Source organism: Segatella copri (assembly GCF_026015295.1).
GTDB lineage: Bacteria > Bacteroidota > Bacteroidia > Bacteroidales > Bacteroidaceae > Prevotella > Prevotella copri_C.
Genome location: NZ_JAPDUW010000001.1, coordinates 1331793 through 1349419 on the forward strand (window position 1 = coordinate 1331793; position 17627 = coordinate 1349419).

The window sequence follows — 17627 nt, forward strand, 5'->3', positions numbered from 1 at the left end:
CATGTTTTTTTTATTAGAGGATAGTCTTAACAGCCTCCAGCATGCCCTTCTCCTGAATAAGGTCAAGATCTTTCTTAACCAACTCAGTCAAGCCAGGAACTGTCTTGTTCAAATCCTCGTGCCAGATATAGTCGAAGCCCAATACGCCCTCAGCTACCTTCTGGGTATCGCCGGTAGCCCAAAGCTCGGTGAGCTTGTCCATAATCTTCTGGTCATCGTTTGGCTGGATAGGAGCACCATCCTCGCGAACACCACCCTTATAGTAAGTGATGATAGCAGCGAGACCGAATACCAAACCCTGTGGCAACTCGCCCTTACGCTCAAGATAAATCTTGACACCAGGCAGGTCGCGAGTCTCATACTTAGGGAATGAGTTGAGCATGATGCTGGTTACCTGATGATCTACGAATGGATTCTCGAAACGCTCCAATACGTCAGAAGCGAACTTCTGCAGCTCATCCATTGGGAGGTTCAGCGTCTGCATCAACTCCTCAAACTGTACCTTGTGGATGTACTTGCCCAATACCGGGTGCTCGCAGGCATCGCGAACAATGTTTACACCGCTGAGGTATGTAACAGGGCTCAATACGGTGTGAGGACCATTCAGCAGGGTAACCTTACGCTCGTGGTATGGCTTCTCATTATCTGTGATAAGCACGTGGAGACCTGCCTTGTGAGCTGGGAACTCCTCCTTCATCTGCTCTACGGTCATATTTTCTGCCTTCTCGATAACCCAGAGGTGGAAGCTTTCTGCCTTAACTACGAGGTTGTCCTTGTAGCAAATCTTCTGCTGAATCTCCTTGATGGTATCGCGTGGGAAACCAGGAACGATGCGGTCTACCAATGTAGCGCAAACGTAGCAGTGGTTGGTGAACCACTCCTTGAAGCCCTCGTAATCAGCACCCATATCGCCCTTCCAGAGCTCGATATACTGATAGATGCACTCCTTGAGGTGGTGACCGTTGAGGAAGATCAGCTCACATGGCATCAGGATCATACCCTTGGTTGGGTCGCCCTCGAAGAACTTGTAGCGGTGGAACAAGAGCTGAACCAACTTGCCTGGATAAGAAGCTGCAGGAGCATCTGTAAACTTGCAAGAGTCATCGAATGCGATACCAGCCTCTGTAGTGTTAGAGATGATGAAACGCATCTCTGGCTGCTCAGCCAAAGCCATGAAAGCCTGGTTCTGAGAATATGGATTCAGTGCACGGCTGATAACGTCGATACGCTCCAATGTGTTGATAGCCTGGCCGTTCTCCTTACCCTGAAGGTTTACGTGATAGAGGCAGTCCTGACCGTTCAGCCAGTCAACCATACCACCAGCCAATGGCTGAACTACAACGACAGAACCGTTGAAGTCGGTCTTCTTGTTCATATTCCATACAATCCAATCTACGAATGCACGGAGGAAGTTACCTTCACCAAACTGAATGATTTTCTCTGGAGCGACGCTCTTAGGAGCAGTGCGCTTGTTTAATGCTTTTAGCTCTTTCATGATTTGTTTATTTTGTCTTTATTATTTTTACTTTCCGTTTTAAATTCCAATCTATTCATCAGATTGTTTTTTTCTGAGTGCAAAGGTAGTAAATATTTCGTTTGATTGTTCCAAAAACAGCGAAAAACTTCACGCAAACCTTTACGCTCCACTCCGGTTCTATACCTTATTATATATAGAACTGCGCAGGCACAAAATAAAGAAGTAGGGATTTTCCCCCACCCCTTTAGGGGAAATCCCGACCGTGGAAGCAAAAAACATCGTATCTTTGCACCAGAAAAAAGAAACATGAAGTATAACAATTTAAAGATATACGATTATGAAACGAATGATAATAGCTCTGGTAGCCATGTTCATGATGACATTCACTACCGCTTCTGCAATGAGTTATGAGCAGGCAAGACAGCAGGCTCTCTTCCTGACAGACAAGATGGCTTACGAGCTCAATCTTACGGAAGACCAGTATGAGGCAGCTTACGAGGTGAACCTCGACTACCTGATGAGTGTAGATACATACGATGACCTGTATGGTGCTTACTGGCGCCAGCGCAATATGGATTTGAGCTATATCCTGCTCGACTGGCAGTATAGAACATATCTCAATGCCACCTATTTCTACCGTCCGCTCTACTGGAATGCGGGCTACTGGCACTTCGGCATCTACGCCCGCTATCCGCGCCGCGACTATTTCTACTTCGGTCGCCCTCACTTCTACGTATCTTACCGTGGAGGTCATAGCTGGCGAGTAAACGGAAACAGAAGCTGGTATCACGGAAGAAGTTTTGGCGGACCTCACCCAGGAGGACATCCTAGAGTAGGTATGAGAGACGGATTCAACCGTGGTGATTACGGCAGAGGAAGATCTTTCGGAAATCTGAACCGCGAGAACAGACCTCAGATGAACCCAAACCGTGGTTTCGGTAATGCAAGCCGCCCTAACAACAACGCTGGCTTCGGAAACAGCAACCGCCCTCAGAACGGAGGCTTCGGAAACAACAACGGAGGCTTCGGCAACAGCAGCAACCGGGGCTTCGGCAATAGCAACAGTCGCCCTAACCGCGGGTTCGGCAGCAGCAACAGCAGCACCAGCAACAACCGCGGGTTCGGAAACAGCAGCCGTGGTTTCGGAAACAGCAGCTTCGGAAGCGGAAGAAGTAATATCTTCGGGGGCAACCGCAGCAGCATGAGCCGTTCATTCAGCAGCGGGTCTGGCAACCGTGGCGGCGGATTCACCCCTCGCTCTTCTACACCAAGCAAGAACAATGGCGGTGGAAGCTTCGGACACAGAAGATAAGAAAAGAGAAAGAGTTAAAATTTCAAGTTTATAAAGACAGAGAGTTAAGAAAAATCAAGACCTCAAGCAAGAGTGTAAGAAAAATCAAGACCTCAAGCAAGAGAGTAAGAAAAATCAAGTACAAAAAATGGGAATTTGCATCGGTTCATACCATTCGCAAATTCCCATTATTATTTTATCAACTTTCAGTAAAAGTTTTACTCCAATCCGAAGAGCGATTTCAAACCGCCATCTACGCCCGAGAATCCCATGAAGGCGAGGCTGAGGAGCGCTGCAGTTACCATGACGATAGCTACGCCCTGCATGCCCTTAGGAATACGGACCAAAGCCTGCTGCTCGCGAATGCCGGCAAAGACAATGAGAGCTAGGGCAAAGCCGAGAGCTGTAGAGAAGGCGTAAACCACGCTCTCAAGCAGGTTGTAATCCTTCTGGATAACCAGGATGGCTACACCCAGCACGGCACAGTTGGTAGTAATCAAAGGCAGGAAGATACCGAGTGCCTGATAAAGTGCAGGAGAAACCTTCTTCAGGATAATCTCTACCATCTGAACCAAGGCTGCAATCACGAGGATGAATGCCAGGGTCTGGAGATATTGCAATCCGAACGGATCGAGTACATACTTCTGAACACACCAGGTAATGATGGTTGCCAGGGTCAAGACAAAAGCGATGGCACCACCCATACCGATGGCTGTATCAACTTTCTTCGATACGCCCAGGAATGGACAGATACCGAGAAACTGCGACAAGACGATGTTGTTGACGAATATCGCAGAGATAAATATCAATAAATATTCCATAATTTCTATTTTATTTCATTGATTTGAAGCGATGCCTACGCTTACTTCTTTACCTTATTAAATATAGCAATAATATATCCCAAGGTGAGGAAAGCTCCAGGAGGCAGGATGAACATCAGAATGTTGGTAGTCTCTGGCAACAGAGTGATACCGAATACACTACCTGCACCGAGTATCTCGCGGGCACTACCCAGGATGGTCAAACCGAGGGTGAAACCCAAACCGCAACCAATGCCATCGAAGAGGCTGGCAATAGGCGAATTCTTGGCAGCAAAGCTCTCTGCTCTACCCAGGATGATACAGTTTACTACAATCAGCGGAATATAAATACCCAGCGCCTGATTGATGCTGTCAGGAGCATAAGCGCTCATCAACATCTGAAGGATGGTTACGAAGGCTGCAATCACTACGATGAAAACAGGGATGCGAACCATATCCGGGGTAATCTTCTTGATACAGGAAATAACAAAGTTGGTACAAATCAGCACCGCCATGGTAGCCAATCCCATAGAGAGACCGTTGATGGCGCTAGTTGTTGTAGCCAAAGTAGGACACATACCGAGAAGCAACACGAAGGTTGGATTCTCCTTGATGAGTCCGTTCATCAAAATCTTAACATTACTCATATCGGTTTATCCTTTCTTTTCGTTATGTTCAACTTTAGATGCACCACTCTCTGCATCTGCTTTCTGAGATGCACCGCTCTCGCCGTCAACATCCTTCTTGGCATAAACGGCATAAGCCTGGTTGATAGCCTTGAGGAAGGCACGGCTGGTAATGGTAGAAGCGGTGATGGCATCTACTGCATTGCCACTCTTATCGTCCTTAGATACGTGGAGGTCGCCATCCTTTGGAGTCTTACCGATGATGCTACCCTTTCCGTCTTTCTGGAACCAGGTAGCAGCCTTGGCGCCCAACCCCGGAGTTTCTGAAGCCTGAAGCACGGTATAACCCATAATCTTGCCCTCGGTATCGAAGCCTACGAGCACCTTCAGATCGCCACCGAAACCACCGGTAGTACTCTCTACGGCAGCACCCAGCTGCTTGCCGCTCTTGTCTGAGCACTTGTGGATGGTGAAAGAGAATTCCTTACCGCCAAACTCCTGCTTTACCTCTTCAGGCTCAGCCACCTGGAGTTCTTCTGTGCCCATCACACTCTTGATACCGGCAGCCAGACTCTGTGCTGCCTTCTCGGCGATAGGACCAGATGTAAGATGATTGATATATGCAAGCACGGCACCTACGATGAGCGCTACGCCCACCAGCACAAGCACCATGTTCTTCAATGATGATTCTAATTTCTGCATGTCTCTGTCCTCCTTATTTCTTAGCTGGCTTCTCACCGAAGCGCTTTGGTTTAACGTATGTGTTAATAAGAGGTGTGAACGCATTCATGATGAGAATGGCGAACGACATACCTTCCGGATAGCTACCCCAGTTACGGATGATGACGGTGAGAAGACCGATGCAGACACCGTAGATGAGCATGCCCTTGTGGGTCATCGGAGAGGTTACATAATCAGTAGCCATGAAGATGGCACCGAGCATCAGACCACCGCTGAAGATGACTGCCAGAGGATTGGCATAAACAGGATTAGCCAAATGCATCAAACCGCTGAAAACGAATACGGTAGCGATGATGCTGACAGGAATATGCCAAGTGATGACCTTCTTCCAGAGCATGTAAGCCAAACCGAGCAAGAGGGCGAATGCACAAACCTCACCGGTAGTACCGGCTCCGAAGGTATCGCCAGTAGCACCGAAAAGCAGACTCAGCGCATCAGGCAACTGGTTGAGAACAGAAGCATCGCCCGTCTTGATGGCTGTCTTCATGATAGCCAGCGGAGTAGCACCCGTTGTAGCATCAGTATAGCTGAGCATCTGTCCGGCTATAGGCCATGAAGTCATCTGGGCAGGGAAGCTGACGAGCAGGAAGCAACGGCCTACCAAAGCGGGATTGAAAGGATTGTTACCCAGACCGCCGAAGCTCATCTTACCTACACCGATGGCAAACAGGGCACCGATGATGATGATCCAGAGAGGAAGGTTACTTGGCAAGTTCATGCCGAGCAAGAGACCGGTGATGATGGCAGAACCATCGAGCAAGCTGGTCTCCTCCTTCAGGAGATATTTTGTAATTGCCCACTCAAAGAAGACGCAGGCTGCCACAGAGGTAAGCAGTACGACTGCTGAACCCAAGCCGAAGAAATAGAAAGATGTGAGGATGGCAGGCACGAGAGCGATAATCACTCCGTACATGTTCTTCTCTACGCTCTCATTTCCATGAGCGTGTGGCGATAATGAAACGATTAATTTTCCCATTTTATATTTTAAATTCTTTCTTAAATGAAATTCATTCTTGACGTGAACGCTTACTTCTTGGCGTTGCGAGCTCTGATAATGCCCATTACCGCACCCTTACCATTGATAATATTATCGAGGATAGGACGATGTGAAGGACAGGTGAACTGGCATGAACCGCAGGCGATGCAGGATGTTACCTCTTCTGCCTCCAGGCGCTCATAATCCTTCACTACGCTCAAGGTTGCAAGCAAGTATGGCTCCAGGCCCATTGGACAGGCATCCACACACTTGGCACAGCGGATACATGGCTGAGCCTTCTTGCGATGAGCATCAGCATCGGTCAATACGGTGATGGAGTTGGTACCCTTGGTTACCGGTACATCGAGGCTGATTACAGCCTTACCCATCATCGGACCACCAGCCAACACCTTGTTGTCACCCTCTGGCAAACCTCCGCAATTCTCAATCATCTGAGAGAATGGAGTACCCATACGTACGAGGAAGTTGCCCGGGTTCTTCACCTGCTTACCGGTTACGGTAGTATAGCGCTCGAAGAGAGGTTTGTTCTTCATAACTGCCTGATAAACAGCGAAGGCAGTACCTACATTCTGAACAATTGCTCCAACGTTGACAGGGATAGCTGGAGGAGCTGGAACCTGACGGCGGATAACCGCATCCACCAGCTGCTTCTCACCTCCCTGAGGGTACTTCTTAGCCAGAGGTACAATCTCGATACGAGAATCATTGGCTGTCTTCTCCTCGAAGAGTTTGATAGCAGCAGGCTTGTTATCCTCGATACCGATGTAGCCCTTCTCTACCTTAGCCGCCTTCATCAGGAGGTTCAAGCCAACGAGAATCTCATCGGCATGCTCCATCATCAGGCGATAGTCGGCTGTGATATAAGGTTCGCACTCTACACCGTTGATGATGACGCACTCAGCCTTGGCTCCTGGAGGAGGACAAAGCTTGATGAAGGTAGGAAAACCGGCACCACCCATACCAGTGACACCTGCTACCTTGATGCGGTTTACGATTTCCTCTGGAGTAAGCTCAGTATGAGCCTCAAGCGTCTCGAGTTTATCAGAGCGGTCGATACTCTCCTCCCACTCATCGCCTTCTACATTAATAATGATGCAAGGCTTGCGATAACCGGTAGCATCAATAGATGTATCTACCTTGAACACAGTTCCTGATACGGAACTGTAAATAGGAGCACTCACAAAGCCACCAGCCTCAGCAATGAGTGTACCCACCTTCACCTTGTCGCCCTTGGCAACTACAGGCTTGGCAGGAGCACCGATGTGCTGACCAAGTGGGAAAATAGCCTGCTTAGGAAGAGGAGCTACCTGAGTAGCCATCTCGGCAGTAATCTTATTCTCTTCTGGGTGAACTCCACCAATTCTAAAAGTTCTCAAATTCATGATTTAATCCTCCTTCTTCTTAACTGGGAAATTAACTTTTACGAGAGCACCTGTTGGGCATTCGTCAACACACTTGGTACACATGCGGCACTTATTGAAGTCAACATAAGCCACATTGTTCTCAATGGTGATAGCATCAAACTTGCAGACCTTCTGACACTTACCGCATCCGATGCAAGCAACACTACAAGCCTTCTTGGCAACAGCGCCCTTGTCGTGGTTTACGCACTGAACGTAAACTCTACGGCCCTTAGGACCCTTCTTGCGGAGCTCGATGATATGACGTGGACAAGCGTTGGCGCAAGCACCACAACCCGTACACTTCTCTTCATCAACCTCAGGAATGCCAGTTTCAGGATTGATAGAGATTGCGCCAAACTGGCAGGCAGCCACGCAATCGCCACAACCCAGACAGCCGAACCCGCAGCCTGTTTCGCCAGCGCCACATGAATTCATAGCTGCACAAGTGTGCAAACCATCATACTCGGCAATGCGAGGACGATTCTCGCAAGTACCATTACAACGAACCACAGCCACCTTTGGCTCGGTATTGGCTACTGCCATACCTAAAAGGTCGGCTACCTTGCCCATCACGTCGGCACCACCTACCGGACACATCAGTCCATCGATAGAACCGGCATCAGCACCCTTCACCAGAGCTGCAGCCATACCGGAACATCCGGCAAAGCCGCAACCACCACAGTTGGCACCTGGCAAAATCTCTCCTACCTGGCCCAAGCGAGGGTCTTCTTCGACGGCAAACTTCTTAGATACTCCGAAGAGAACCAACGCTGCAATCAGCGCGATTGCTCCGAGAACCAAGACAGCAATCAAAATAAAATTCATAATTTTTTGTGTTTTGTTTTGTTATTTTCTTTGTTTTAAAATAAAAGCTCATCGCTGAAGCCACAGAAGCACATCACGTACCCTATGATTCTATAGAGAAGCTCAGTTTGTTTTTAAGTTTGTTTCTGAATAAGTAGAGCACCACATAGTATGGAATGAGAATGCCCAATGCCGAGAGCGCTGCGGCTCCCTCTGAGTGAGTAGCTTTCAGTACACCCACCAAAGCGATCACCATCAGTATCAGCGGCAACAGATAGCCATAGAAACTGGCTCTGAATCCTACAGCCGAATCAGCCGTCACCACTACGCTATCGCCTTTGTGGTAGAGAGACGCCTCTGAGGTAGAAACCTCAATCATCTTCTCTTTCGATTCAGATGCAGTACAATGAGCAGCCACCTTGCAAGCGCTGCAGGCTGACGACTGTACGATGCGAATGCACACACAACCTTCTTCTACGCTTTCTACGATGCCAGAATGTTTTATTTTGTTATTCATTTGTAATGTTGAGATTGCATTTTTGCAATTCAAGTGCAAAGATACTACATTATTTAGAAATGGCAAACAAAATCGAAAAGAAAATATAAAAAAAGAAGCGTAAACGTTATCTATACCCTGGAATCAGGCAGTTTGAGAACAAATTAAAAGCAAAAATGCTTTTTTTTAGCAACTTCTTTTGGTGATATCAATTTTTTATGTATCTTTGCATTGATTATTAAAGAATTGATATGGAAACATTAGAGCAAACAATCATGCAAGTAGAGCGCTTTATCAGAAAAGTGGCTCAAAAGTTCCCAGCGCCAGAATCTGACGACGAGACTTCTCAAATGACCGACATCCACGTAAGGGTTTCGCAAGACAGTGGCGAACTCCTGGCCTTTGACGACGATGACAACGAGATTACCCGCTGCGTTGTTGAGCAATGGATAGAAAACAAGGATGAAGACTTCTACGACGAGGTAGCAAAGCTGCTTCGCGATGTATTGCGCAAACAGGCTGATATCATAGATCATCTCGGCATTCTCAAGCCATACAGCTTTGTGCTCGAAGATGAGGATAAAGAGCATATTGGCGAGCTCTATCTTGCTGACGATGATACGATCATCGTAGGTGGTGATTTGATGGAGAATCTGGACAACGATCTGGATAACTTCCTGAACGACCTGCTGAAAGAATAAAAAAATACCGGATGAAAGAACTACCCGCTCCCCCATCCCAACAAAATAAAAAACCGTTGCACTCTCTCCTATCGAGTACAACGGTTTTCTGTTTTTAACGGTCTTTCCGTTTATATCATCTAACCAATCTAAAAAGAAATTTTCTTTTTCTTACCTTTACTTTCGTTTCCTACACGGTCGAGAGCAGTTACTACATACACATATTTCTTGCCACTCACATAAGGGATGCGATAGAAATTATCATAAGTAACTGCCTGGAGTGCAGAAACATCATTGAGATTTACCTTAGCACCTTTCTCAAAACGGTAGATAGCAAAACGGTTCACCTGATCGCCCCACTTTTTCTTGCTAGCCTTAGGAGCCTTCCATACCAGCAGCGGACCTTTCTCGGTCCACATCAGTTTGACACCCTTTACCCCCTTTGGCGCCTTATTATCAAGGAAAGGCATAGAGGGTGGCAATGCTGGATACTTCCAATAATTGTTGCGGAGTGTATGTCCTATATTACCTACATTATCGGCAGCTGTCTGCGCATACCAGAGCACAGTGCCCTTCACATTATTCATCTGCTGATGCAAACGGTGCTTGGCAGGCAACTGATGACTGCGCGGATTGACTGGGTCAGCAAACTTGGCTGTACGCTCTATATCTTCACCTATATATAATGGGCGGTTGCCAGCATGCTTATTCCACCAGGTTATGAGCGTCTTGTAATCGGCAGCACGATTGCCTATCTCCCAATATATCTGAGGCACACAATAGTCTATCCAACCATTATTCACCCAAAGCAATACATCTGCATAAAGATCATCATAATTCTGGAGGCCGAAAGTTTCTGAACCATTAGGATCGGTACGCTTGTTGCGGTAGATGCCGAATGGAGAAACACCAAACTTAACCCAAGGCTTAACGGCATGAATGGATTCGCTGAGCTGCTTTACAAACCGGCTCACGTTATCACGGCGCCAATCACCGATGTTTCGCATGCCGCGCGACTGCTGGCGGAAGAGCTGCTGATCAGGAATCTGACGTCCGGCCTCTGGATATGGATAGAAATAATCATCAATATGGAATCCATCAACATCATATCGGCTTACAATGTCCACAGCCACCTCGCAAATATAGTCGGCTGCAGCCTGCAACCCAGGGTTCAACAGCGTCAGCTTGCCATACTGAAAACAGAGATCAGGACGCCTCTTCACGATATTCTTCGGCGAAACTTGCTCATAAGAAGTTACGCTATGCTTGGCACGATATGGATTAATCCATGCATGAAGCTCCATGCCACGATTATGACACTGCTCTATCATCCACTGCAACGGATCCCAATAAGGAGAAGGAGCCTTTCCCTGCACCCCCGTAAGAAACTTGCTCCAAGGCTCTAAATCACTCTTATACAGAGCATCACACTCGGCACGAACCTGAAAGATAATCGCATTCACGCCATCCTTCTGCAGTTCATCAAGCTGTCTGGTAAGCATCGCCTGGATCTGCTGCGTACTCTTGCCAAGATACTGTCCGTTAACACACTGTATCCAGGCTCCACGAAACTCTCGTTTGTTCTGAGCCTTCATTGTTGCCGACGACATCAGCATCATTGCAACAACGAGCATCAAAATCGCTTTCAGTCTTTTCATCTGTTATCTGTTATTTATCAATTTCATTTTTTCCTTTTCATTCTACAGTTTGTTCTTCATCCCTCAGCTTCGGGAGTGAAATATGGTATCTTACAGCCAGCAATCGGATGGCGCAGACCACACTGAAAGCTACAATCACCGTAATATAGAGGCTCACACCCAGATAGCTCAATCCCCAATAAGCCAAACCACCGGCGACACAAGCCATCGCATAAATCTCCTTTCGGAAGATGACCGGCTCTTCATTAAGAAGCACATCGCGGATAACACCGCCTGCAGCACCCGTAATACAGCCCATGATGATGGCTACCCAAAAAGAGAAACCACATTCGAGCGACTTCTGGATGCCCGCAATATTGAAAAGCGCCAAGCCCAATGTATCAAACAGAAACCAGGTATTGTCAAGACGCTTAAGATAGCGGTGGCAAGCAATCACTACCAACTGAGCAAACAGCGTACAAATCAGGTAGATAGGACTCAACATCCAAAACGGACGCACACCAAGCATCACATCTCGTATGGTTCCACCACCTATGGCTACAGCCACACCACAAACAAAACCGCCCAGCCAATCATAGTGCTTACTTGCTGCCAGGCGAATGCCCGAAAGGGCAAAAGCAAATGTACCGATGAATTCTATCACACTATGAAGCGTGAGCACGAATTCAGGATCGCCATGTATCATCATTTTCTCGTATCAGTTAGTTGCTCTAAATATCAATTCCTAATTATTCTTTCTAATCACTAATTCTTGAATCTTTCTCCCCAGCAGGTAACCATCCAGTTGTAGAGGCGCTCCTCGGAAGGCGAATGCTGCGCATGCCAGAAGCGGGCATCCTTCAGTTCGTCTGGCAGATACTGCTGCTCTGTGAAATGTCCTGGATAATCGTGAGGATACTTATATCCGTCATGATAGCCCAAATCTTTCATCAGTTTGGTAGGAGCATTGCGGATGTGCAGCGGAACAGGCAGATTACCCGTTTGCCGTACAGTAGCCAGCGCATCATTAATGCCCAGATAAGCACTGTTGCTCTTCGGACTCGTGGCCAGATAAACCACAGCCTCAGCAAGGGCGATACGCGCTTCGGGCCACCCTATCTTCATCACCGTATCGAAGGCAGCATTGGCAAGCAGGAGTGCATTCGGATTGGCAAGTCCCACATCCTCAGAGGCACTAATCACAACCCTACGGGCTATAAACTGCGGGTCTTCTCCACCTTCTATCATCCTCGCCATCCAATAAAGCGCAGCATCGGGATCGCTTCCGCGAATACTCTTGATAAAGGCAGAGATAATATCATAATGCATCTCACCCTGTTTATCATAAGCCAGCGGATTCTGTTGCAACTGCTCTTCTACCATCTTGTCGGTAATCACAATCTCTGAAGAGCCGGCAGATTCTACCACCAGTTCCAGGATATTAAGCAGTTTTCGGGCATCTCCACCACTATATCGCAGCAGCGCGCCCGTCTCTTCCAGTTTAATATTCTTCTCTCTGAGTTCTACATCCTGCGTAATGGCACGATGCAGAAGCCCTTCAAGATCAGCCTTTTCGAGCGGTTTGAGCACATAGAGCTGACACCTGGACAACAGCGGCCGAATCACCTCGAATGAAGGATTCTCGGTGGTAGCACCTATCAGCGTAACAATACCCTTCTCTACCGCACCCAAAAGCGAATCCTGCTGACTCTTGGAGAAACGGTGAATCTCATCAATAAACAATATAGGAGAAGCCGAATTAAAGAATCTACCACTCTTTGCTCTTTCTATCACCTCGCGGACATCCTTTACGCCACTGGTCACCGCAGAGAGGGTGAAGAACGGCACCTTGATGGTTTGTGCCACGATTTGAGCAAGGGTAGTCTTGCCCACTCCAGGGGGTCCCCAGAGGATAAAAGAGGATATGCGCCCTGCATCAATCATCTTGCGCAGCACGGCCCCCTCACCTACCAAATGCTGCTGTCCTACATAGTCAGCAAGCGTGTGAGGTCTCATTCTTTCAGCTAACGGTTCACTCATAGTACGTGCAAAGGTAATGAAAAAAATCGAATTCCAAATAAAAAAGTGACCAAAAACACAAAAAAACAGCAAGAAAATTTGGATATATAAAAAGAAGTACTTACTTTTGCACACACAAACATAATTGAAGATGAATAAAGATAAAATATTAACACTGAAGAATGTTACTAAAAGTAGCATTTGGGAATTGCAGGAGAACGATGTGTTCCGTCTTTGGGAAGCAGCAGAAAAGGATGCTGACCTCAAGGATTTCCAGAACAAGTATATCGCAGTGATCCGCAGCGCATTCGAAATGGAACCAGTGACGGTAGACCGTCCTGAAGTGATTGACAAACTGATGGCACGCGGCTTTAAGATTGGCACTTTCCGTATCAACGACAAGAAAGAAAAGTATGCCATCAAAAAGCGCCCTATCATGCGTGTTACTGATCTTACTTACGAAAATGTAAGTCACATCACCGCCAATAAGCTCATCGAACTCTTGGAGCGCAACTTTGGTGGTGGCTGGGAGAGTCTGCCTCAGAGCATCCAGGACATCATCGAAAGTAATTTCGACATCAGCACAACTACTCTTCCTGCTGACCGCCTGAAAAAGCCAGGAGGTCTGTACGAGAAAAAGCTCGCCGATGACTACGAAGTGCTCGTGGTACCAAAAGGTTCTTGGGTAGAAGCTATCTTTGCCAAGGAGAAGCCAAAGGTAGAAAAGGTTCGCATGAGATTCGAAGATGAGAATGATTTGAAACGCAACGACGACCTGCTCGACCCAGACGAGGATGAAGACGAGGATGCACCAGAAATCGAGGATCACTACAACGATCCAGATGAGGATGACGATGCATTCGATGACGACAAGCTTACTGAGGAAAGCTACCGTACTACCTTCGAAGACCCGGAGAACCTCGGTCTTGATGATGCAGAAGACGTAGCCGACGATGATTATTAATTCAGTTTATACATTATTATAATATAAAGAGAAATGAACGCATTAATTGGATTTGTTGCATTAATCGCTGTAGGCCTCGTAGGTTGGGCGATTGCAGAATTTAAGTACAAGGCTTTCACTTTCACCCGTTCAGAAAAGGACATCGAGGAAGAGAAAGAGCTTGAAGAACAGAAACGCGCAGAGGGTTTCAAGGAGATGAACATCCGCGACATCATGCGCAAAAACTCAACCAATGGTTATAACGCCGTAGGTTAGTATTATATTAATTTACCTATGCTTATGATACAGTATATCATCATAGCAATCATATTGGCGGCATGCATCACGTATGCCGCCATTTGTATCTACCGCTCCATCAAACAAGCACGAGAGTGTAAAAACTATCAATGTTCAGGTTGCCCGTTCGTTGAAAAATGCCAAAAGAACAAAAAGAAAGAGGCTACTCAGCGGAAAGAACAAGAGCAGTTCTCATAAAAGAGCTGCTAAAACTACTTTTACTGTCATGCAGCGAGGAAACCAGACAAAAATTAAAGCATTTCAGAACCCGTTCATTATGAGCAAGATACAAAGAAAGTGATTGTTTTAATTAAAAAAGTTGCATAAAAATTTGGTAGAACCAATAAAAAGTAGTACCTTTGCACTCGCAAATCAGAAATGATTGTTCTACACAAGGTGTCTTAACCGAGCGGTTAGGTAACGGTCTGCAAAACCGTGTAGAGCGGTTCGACTCCGCTAGACACCTCATAAAAAAGGAAGTTCTTCAATAAGGACTTCCTTTTTTCATATCTACTCTCCCCCATTTTCATTCCTCATTTCTAGGTATTCATCAAAACCCCCATTTTTAGGTATTGCACAATTATAAAAATCTTCGTACCTTTGCAACCGTAAATGATAAACATCAGAACTGAGGTTATCCTACGAGTAGGAATTGCCCCTTGCCAAAAGCAATTCTGGTGAACGTTTGAAACTTTTAGATAATTGAGACAAAGATAGAAATTAAAATCTTGTTCGCTAATAGAAATAATTCATAATGTTTTTGTATAATATGAAAAGGGGTGCTTGTGAAAGTACCCCTTTTATGTATAGGTTTACTACATGGCGATGCATTTTGTTCTATGTCACGACGCACAGATTTCTACATCGCCATGTAATTTCAAAGATATCGGGAGTTTTAAAAAAGCCTGTTACTATTTGATTTTAGCACCAAATGACTTGACAAACTTAATCTTCTTGCCTTTTGCGATGATTGGCTTCTTCCATTCACCACCCAAAATACGGATAACAGCCTTCTTGCCTACAGGAACCGCATCTACAGCCTTCTGCAAATCCATGAAATTGCCTCGACCTTCTGCAGAGACTACATAATCATAATGGCAGACATGAGACTTCAGCGCTGGCACCTGCTCAGCTACAGCATCAGCAAGCGCACCGGCAACCACACGTGCACCATATACATTATAATGGGTATTATCTTTCTTACCCTTAGGAACCTGCGGATTCTCGCCAGGCATAAACCACATATGTAATTTGCGGCTGCCTTCAATACCCATGCCCGTTTCTATATCGTGGGTAATCTTGGTAGCATCAACAAACGGAACATTCAGCTGCTTTGCTACATTGCGGGGAGCTATCACATAAGCTCCGTGGGTGTCGATAAGCGTATCGCTATTAATCTGCTCCTTTCCATCATATACTTTATTGCGAAGCTTCTCGTCATCATCATTTTTCAATTCTGCAGAATAATAGCAGCGACGAACCACCGCATTGAACAGTACAGGAATGCCACCCTTGGCACGGGTCTCATTTACATATCTGGCAAGGTTTGCATCAAAAGTAGATCCCGGATCAGTATGACGGTCAGGCATTGACTTCTCATCGTTATGCCCAAACTGGATAAACACATAATCACCTGGCTTTATTCTATCCAAAACCTTTTTCCATCTTCCTTCATTGATAAAGCTCAAAGAAGAACGACCGTTAACAGCATGATTGTCAACAATCACCTTGTCATCAAAAAAGCCTTGCAATACCATCCCCCATCCTCGCTCTGGATTATTTCTAAAACCACCTTTCTCGGCAGCAGTAGAATCACCTATTACAAAAATCGTTGTTGTCTTTGTGCTGGATGTCATCAGCAACGCCAGTATGAATACACATAAAATAGCTTTTATTTTTTTCATTTGTCTGTAGTTTTTAGAATTTACTAAAATTATAGTTAGGCATACACGCTAACACATAAAAAACTCTCGCCCTGCCGCACTGCATATTCACATATACGAGCACGAGAGGACGAGAAAGAGAGTATTATTTATTTACTTTGGCTATCAATTCCTCGGCAGTAACCAAGGTTTGTTCGCCAGTTTCCATATTCTTAAGTGTAACCTTGCCCTGAGCCATCTCATTCTCACCTGCAAGCACCACAAACGGAATATTCTTGGCATTGGCATAGCTCATCTGCTTCTTCATCTTCGCCTTATCAGGGAAGATTTCGGTACGGATACCGGCTGCACGAGCTGCACTTACTATAGGCAGGCAGTAAGCTGTCTCCTTTTCACCGAAGTTGATAAACAGTACCTGAGTAGCATTTACAGCCTCCTTCGGATAAAGGTCGAGCGCACCTAACACATCATAAATACGGTCAGCACCAAAACTGATACCAACACCGCTCAAACCTGGCAAACCGAAAATGCCGGTGAGGTTGTCGTAACGACCACCACCTGTAATACTTCCCATTGGAGTATCAAGCGCCTTCACCTCGAAGATTGCACCTGTATAATAGTTCAAGCCACGAGCCAGAGTGAGATCCAGTTCTATCTCGTTGTTCAAGCCAAGAGTCTTCAAGGTATCGAGGATAAACTTGGTTTCCTCTACACCCTTCAAACCAACTTCTGAACCTTCGAGAACCTTCGCTATCACTTCAAGTTTCTCATCATTAGTTCCTGACAAGGAGATGATTGGCTGCAACTTCTCAATGGCATCTTCAGAAATGCCGTCATTGCGCAACTCTTCGTTTACATTGTCAAGTCCGATTTTATCAAGCTTATCGATGGCCACTGTGATATCTACAATCTTCTCAGCCTCGCCGATAACCTCTGCAATACCGGTAAGAATCTTGCGGTTATTAATCTTGATGCATACACGAACACCAAACTTAGTGAACACGGTATCAACAATCTGCATCAATTCGACCTCGTTCAGGAGAGAATCAGAGCCAACCACATCAGCATCACACTGATAGAACTCACGGTAACGTCCCTTCTGAGGGCGGTCTGCACGCCATACTGGCTGAATCTGATAACGTTTGAAAGGCATCTGCAACTCCTCGCGGTGCTGCACTACGTAACGTGCGAAAGGAACGGTCAGGTCATAACGAAGACCCTTCTCACAAAGTTTCGCTGCTAATTTGAGTGATCCGAGAGAATGAATATCCTCATCGCTCACCTTATTCATATAGTCGCCTGAATTCAATATCTTAAAAAGCAGTTTATCACCCTCTTCACCATACTTGCCCATCAAAGTCTGAAGGGTTTCCATGGCAGGAGTTTCAATCTGCTGGAATCCATAAAGAGCATACACTTCCTTGATGGTGTTGAAGATGTAGTTGCGTTTCGCCATCTCAACAGGACCAAAATCTCTCGTGCCCTTTGGTATACTTGGTTTCTGAGCCATTTATTAATGTTTAATATGAATGT

General features: G+C 46.2%; 17 protein-coding genes and 1 tRNA gene. 5 read left to right on the plus strand and 13 right to left on the minus strand.

From position 1 onward, the window contains the following. Positions 1-13: 13 nt before the first annotated feature. Positions 14-1495, minus strand: coding sequence for a tagaturonate reductase (locus ONT18_RS05765; RefSeq protein WP_264904477.1), 1482 nt, complete (start codon positions 1493-1495; stop codon positions 14-16). Between the two features lie 319 nt (positions 1496-1814). Between ONT18_RS05765 and ONT18_RS05770 the strand changes: the two genes are divergently transcribed. Beyond that, positions 1815-2789: a hypothetical protein gene (locus tag ONT18_RS05770; RefSeq protein ID WP_264904479.1), complete on the plus strand. Its 975-nt coding sequence runs from the start codon at positions 1815-1817 to the stop codon at positions 2787-2789. A gap of 197 nt (positions 2790-2986) precedes the next feature. Here ONT18_RS05770 and rsxA read toward each other — a convergent pair whose 3' ends face one another. From rsxA to ONT18_RS05805, 7 genes are all read right to left on the minus strand, one after another. Next, positions 2987-3589, minus strand: coding sequence for an electron transport complex subunit RsxA (rsxA, locus tag ONT18_RS05775; RefSeq protein ID WP_006848658.1), 603 nt, complete (start codon positions 3587-3589; stop codon positions 2987-2989). A gap of 41 nt (positions 3590-3630) precedes the next feature. Next, positions 3631-4215, minus strand: coding sequence for an electron transport complex subunit RsxE (rsxE, locus tag ONT18_RS05780; RefSeq protein ID WP_022121864.1), 585 nt, complete (start codon positions 4213-4215; stop codon positions 3631-3633). Between the two features lie 6 nt (positions 4216-4221). Beyond that, positions 4222-4896, minus strand: coding sequence for an RnfABCDGE type electron transport complex subunit G (locus ONT18_RS05785; protein ID WP_117727671.1), 675 nt, complete (start codon positions 4894-4896; stop codon positions 4222-4224). A 13-nt stretch (positions 4897-4909) separates the two neighbouring features. Then, complete coding sequence (locus tag ONT18_RS05790; protein WP_264904482.1) at positions 4910-5911, minus strand: RnfABCDGE type electron transport complex subunit D; 1002 nt, start codon at positions 5909-5911, stop codon at positions 4910-4912. A gap of 50 nt (positions 5912-5961) precedes the next feature. Then, positions 5962-7314, minus strand: a complete 1353-nt coding sequence (gene rsxC, locus ONT18_RS05795; protein WP_118139411.1) for an electron transport complex subunit RsxC — start codon at positions 7312-7314, stop codon at positions 5962-5964. A 3-nt stretch (positions 7315-7317) separates the two neighbouring features. Further along, positions 7318-8160: a Fe-S cluster domain-containing protein gene (locus ONT18_RS05800; protein ID WP_153081613.1), complete on the minus strand. Its 843-nt coding sequence runs from the start codon at positions 8158-8160 to the stop codon at positions 7318-7320. Between the two features lie 82 nt (positions 8161-8242). Next, the gene (locus ONT18_RS05805; RefSeq protein WP_006848664.1) at positions 8243-8656 is read right to left on the minus strand and encodes a SoxR reducing system RseC family protein; all 414 of its coding nucleotides are present in this window, start codon (positions 8654-8656) and stop codon (positions 8243-8245) included. 230 nt (positions 8657-8886) lie between these two features. On the opposite strand from ONT18_RS05805, the gene ONT18_RS05810 reads away from it, so the two are divergent. Beyond that, on the plus strand, positions 8887-9336 hold the full coding sequence (locus ONT18_RS05810; RefSeq protein WP_117585988.1) for a hypothetical protein: 450 nt from the start codon (positions 8887-8889) through the stop codon (positions 9334-9336). A 128-nt stretch (positions 9337-9464) separates the two neighbouring features. Here the strand turns inward: ONT18_RS05810 and ONT18_RS05815 are convergent, their stop codons facing one another. From ONT18_RS05815 to ONT18_RS05825, 3 genes are read right to left on the minus strand one after another with little or no spacing between them, the layout of a single operon-like run. Continuing rightward, entirely contained in the window at positions 9465-10973 is a 1509-nt protein-coding gene (locus tag ONT18_RS05815; RefSeq protein ID WP_117585987.1) for a glycoside hydrolase family 10 protein, read from the minus strand. Positions 10974-11010: 37 nt separating this feature from the next. Next, the gene (locus ONT18_RS05820) at positions 11011-11658 is read right to left on the minus strand and encodes a trimeric intracellular cation channel family protein (protein WP_117585997.1); all 648 of its coding nucleotides are present in this window, start codon (positions 11656-11658) and stop codon (positions 11011-11013) included. Positions 11659-11717: 59 nt separating this feature from the next. Next, positions 11718-12992, minus strand: coding sequence for a replication-associated recombination protein A (locus ONT18_RS05825; protein ID WP_006848668.1), 1275 nt, complete (start codon positions 12990-12992; stop codon positions 11718-11720). A gap of 130 nt (positions 12993-13122) precedes the next feature. On the opposite strand from ONT18_RS05825, the gene ONT18_RS05830 reads away from it, so the two are divergent. The 3 genes from ONT18_RS05830 (at position 13123) to ONT18_RS05840 (ending at position 14677) form a co-directional block, all read left to right on the plus strand. After that, a complete protein-coding gene (locus ONT18_RS05830) occupies positions 13123-13935 on the plus strand; it encodes a hypothetical protein (RefSeq protein ID WP_264904486.1) in 813 nt (270 codons plus the stop codon). Positions 13936-13968: 33 nt separating this feature from the next. Further along, positions 13969-14190: a hypothetical protein gene (locus ONT18_RS05835; protein ID WP_022121874.1), complete on the plus strand. Its 222-nt coding sequence runs from the start codon at positions 13969-13971 to the stop codon at positions 14188-14190. A 416-nt stretch (positions 14191-14606) separates the two neighbouring features. Continuing rightward, a tRNA-Cys gene (locus ONT18_RS05840) sits at positions 14607-14677 on the plus strand. 445 nt (positions 14678-15122) lie between these two features. On the opposite strand, the gene ONT18_RS05845 is transcribed toward ONT18_RS05840, so the two are convergent. Together ONT18_RS05845 and hisS are read right to left on the minus strand one after the other, a co-directional pair. After that, the gene (locus ONT18_RS05845; RefSeq protein ID WP_153080183.1) at positions 15123-16115 is read right to left on the minus strand and encodes a rhamnogalacturonan acetylesterase; all 993 of its coding nucleotides are present in this window, start codon (positions 16113-16115) and stop codon (positions 15123-15125) included. 124 nt (positions 16116-16239) lie between these two features. Continuing rightward, positions 16240-17604 (minus strand): histidine--tRNA ligase, encoded by a 1365-nt coding sequence (gene hisS / locus ONT18_RS05850; protein WP_022121877.1) that lies wholly within the window; start codon positions 17602-17604, stop codon positions 16240-16242. Positions 17605-17627 lie beyond the last annotated feature (23 nt).

Excerpts from the sequence above, each read along its gene's own strand:
- ONT18_RS05765 (WP_264904477.1), bottom strand. The coding sequence starts at position 1,495 with ATGAAAGAGCTAAAAGCATTAAACAAGCGCACTGCTCCTAAGAGCGTC.
- ONT18_RS05770 (WP_264904479.1), top strand. The coding sequence starts at position 1,815 with ATGAAACGAATGATAATAGCTCTGGTAGCCATGTTCATGATGACATTC.
- rsxA (WP_006848658.1), bottom strand. The coding sequence starts at position 3,589 with ATGGAATATTTATTGATATTTATCTCTGCGATATTCGTCAACAACATC.
- rsxE (WP_022121864.1), bottom strand. The coding sequence starts at position 4,215 with ATGAGTAATGTTAAGATTTTGATGAACGGACTCATCAAGGAGAATCCA.
- ONT18_RS05785 (WP_117727671.1), bottom strand. The coding sequence starts at position 4,896 with ATGCAGAAATTAGAATCATCATTGAAGAACATGGTGCTTGTGCTGGTG.
- ONT18_RS05790 (WP_264904482.1), bottom strand. The coding sequence starts at position 5,911 with ATGGGAAAATTAATCGTTTCATTATCGCCACACGCTCATGGAAATGAG.
- rsxC (WP_118139411.1), bottom strand. The coding sequence starts at position 7,314 with ATGAATTTGAGAACTTTTAGAATTGGTGGAGTTCACCCAGAAGAGAAT.
- ONT18_RS05800 (WP_153081613.1), bottom strand. The coding sequence starts at position 8,160 with ATGAATTTTATTTTGATTGCTGTCTTGGTTCTCGGAGCAATCGCGCTG.
- ONT18_RS05805 (WP_006848664.1), bottom strand. The coding sequence starts at position 8,656 with ATGAATAACAAAATAAAACATTCTGGCATCGTAGAAAGCGTAGAAGAA.
- ONT18_RS05810 (WP_117585988.1), top strand. The coding sequence starts at position 8,887 with ATGGAAACATTAGAGCAAACAATCATGCAAGTAGAGCGCTTTATCAGA.
- ONT18_RS05815 (WP_117585987.1), bottom strand. The coding sequence starts at position 10,973 with ATGAAAAGACTGAAAGCGATTTTGATGCTCGTTGTTGCAATGATGCTG.
- ONT18_RS05820 (WP_117585997.1), bottom strand. The coding sequence starts at position 11,658 with ATGATACATGGCGATCCTGAATTCGTGCTCACGCTTCATAGTGTGATA.
- ONT18_RS05825 (WP_006848668.1), bottom strand. The coding sequence starts at position 12,992 with ATGAGTGAACCGTTAGCTGAAAGAATGAGACCTCACACGCTTGCTGAC.
- ONT18_RS05830 (WP_264904486.1), top strand. The coding sequence starts at position 13,123 with ATGAATAAAGATAAAATATTAACACTGAAGAATGTTACTAAAAGTAGC.
- ONT18_RS05835 (WP_022121874.1), top strand. The coding sequence starts at position 13,969 with ATGAACGCATTAATTGGATTTGTTGCATTAATCGCTGTAGGCCTCGTA.
- ONT18_RS05845 (WP_153080183.1), bottom strand. The coding sequence starts at position 16,115 with ATGAAAAAAATAAAAGCTATTTTATGTGTATTCATACTGGCGTTGCTG.
- hisS (WP_022121877.1), bottom strand. The coding sequence starts at position 17,604 with ATGGCTCAGAAACCAAGTATACCAAAGGGCACGAGAGATTTTGGTCCT.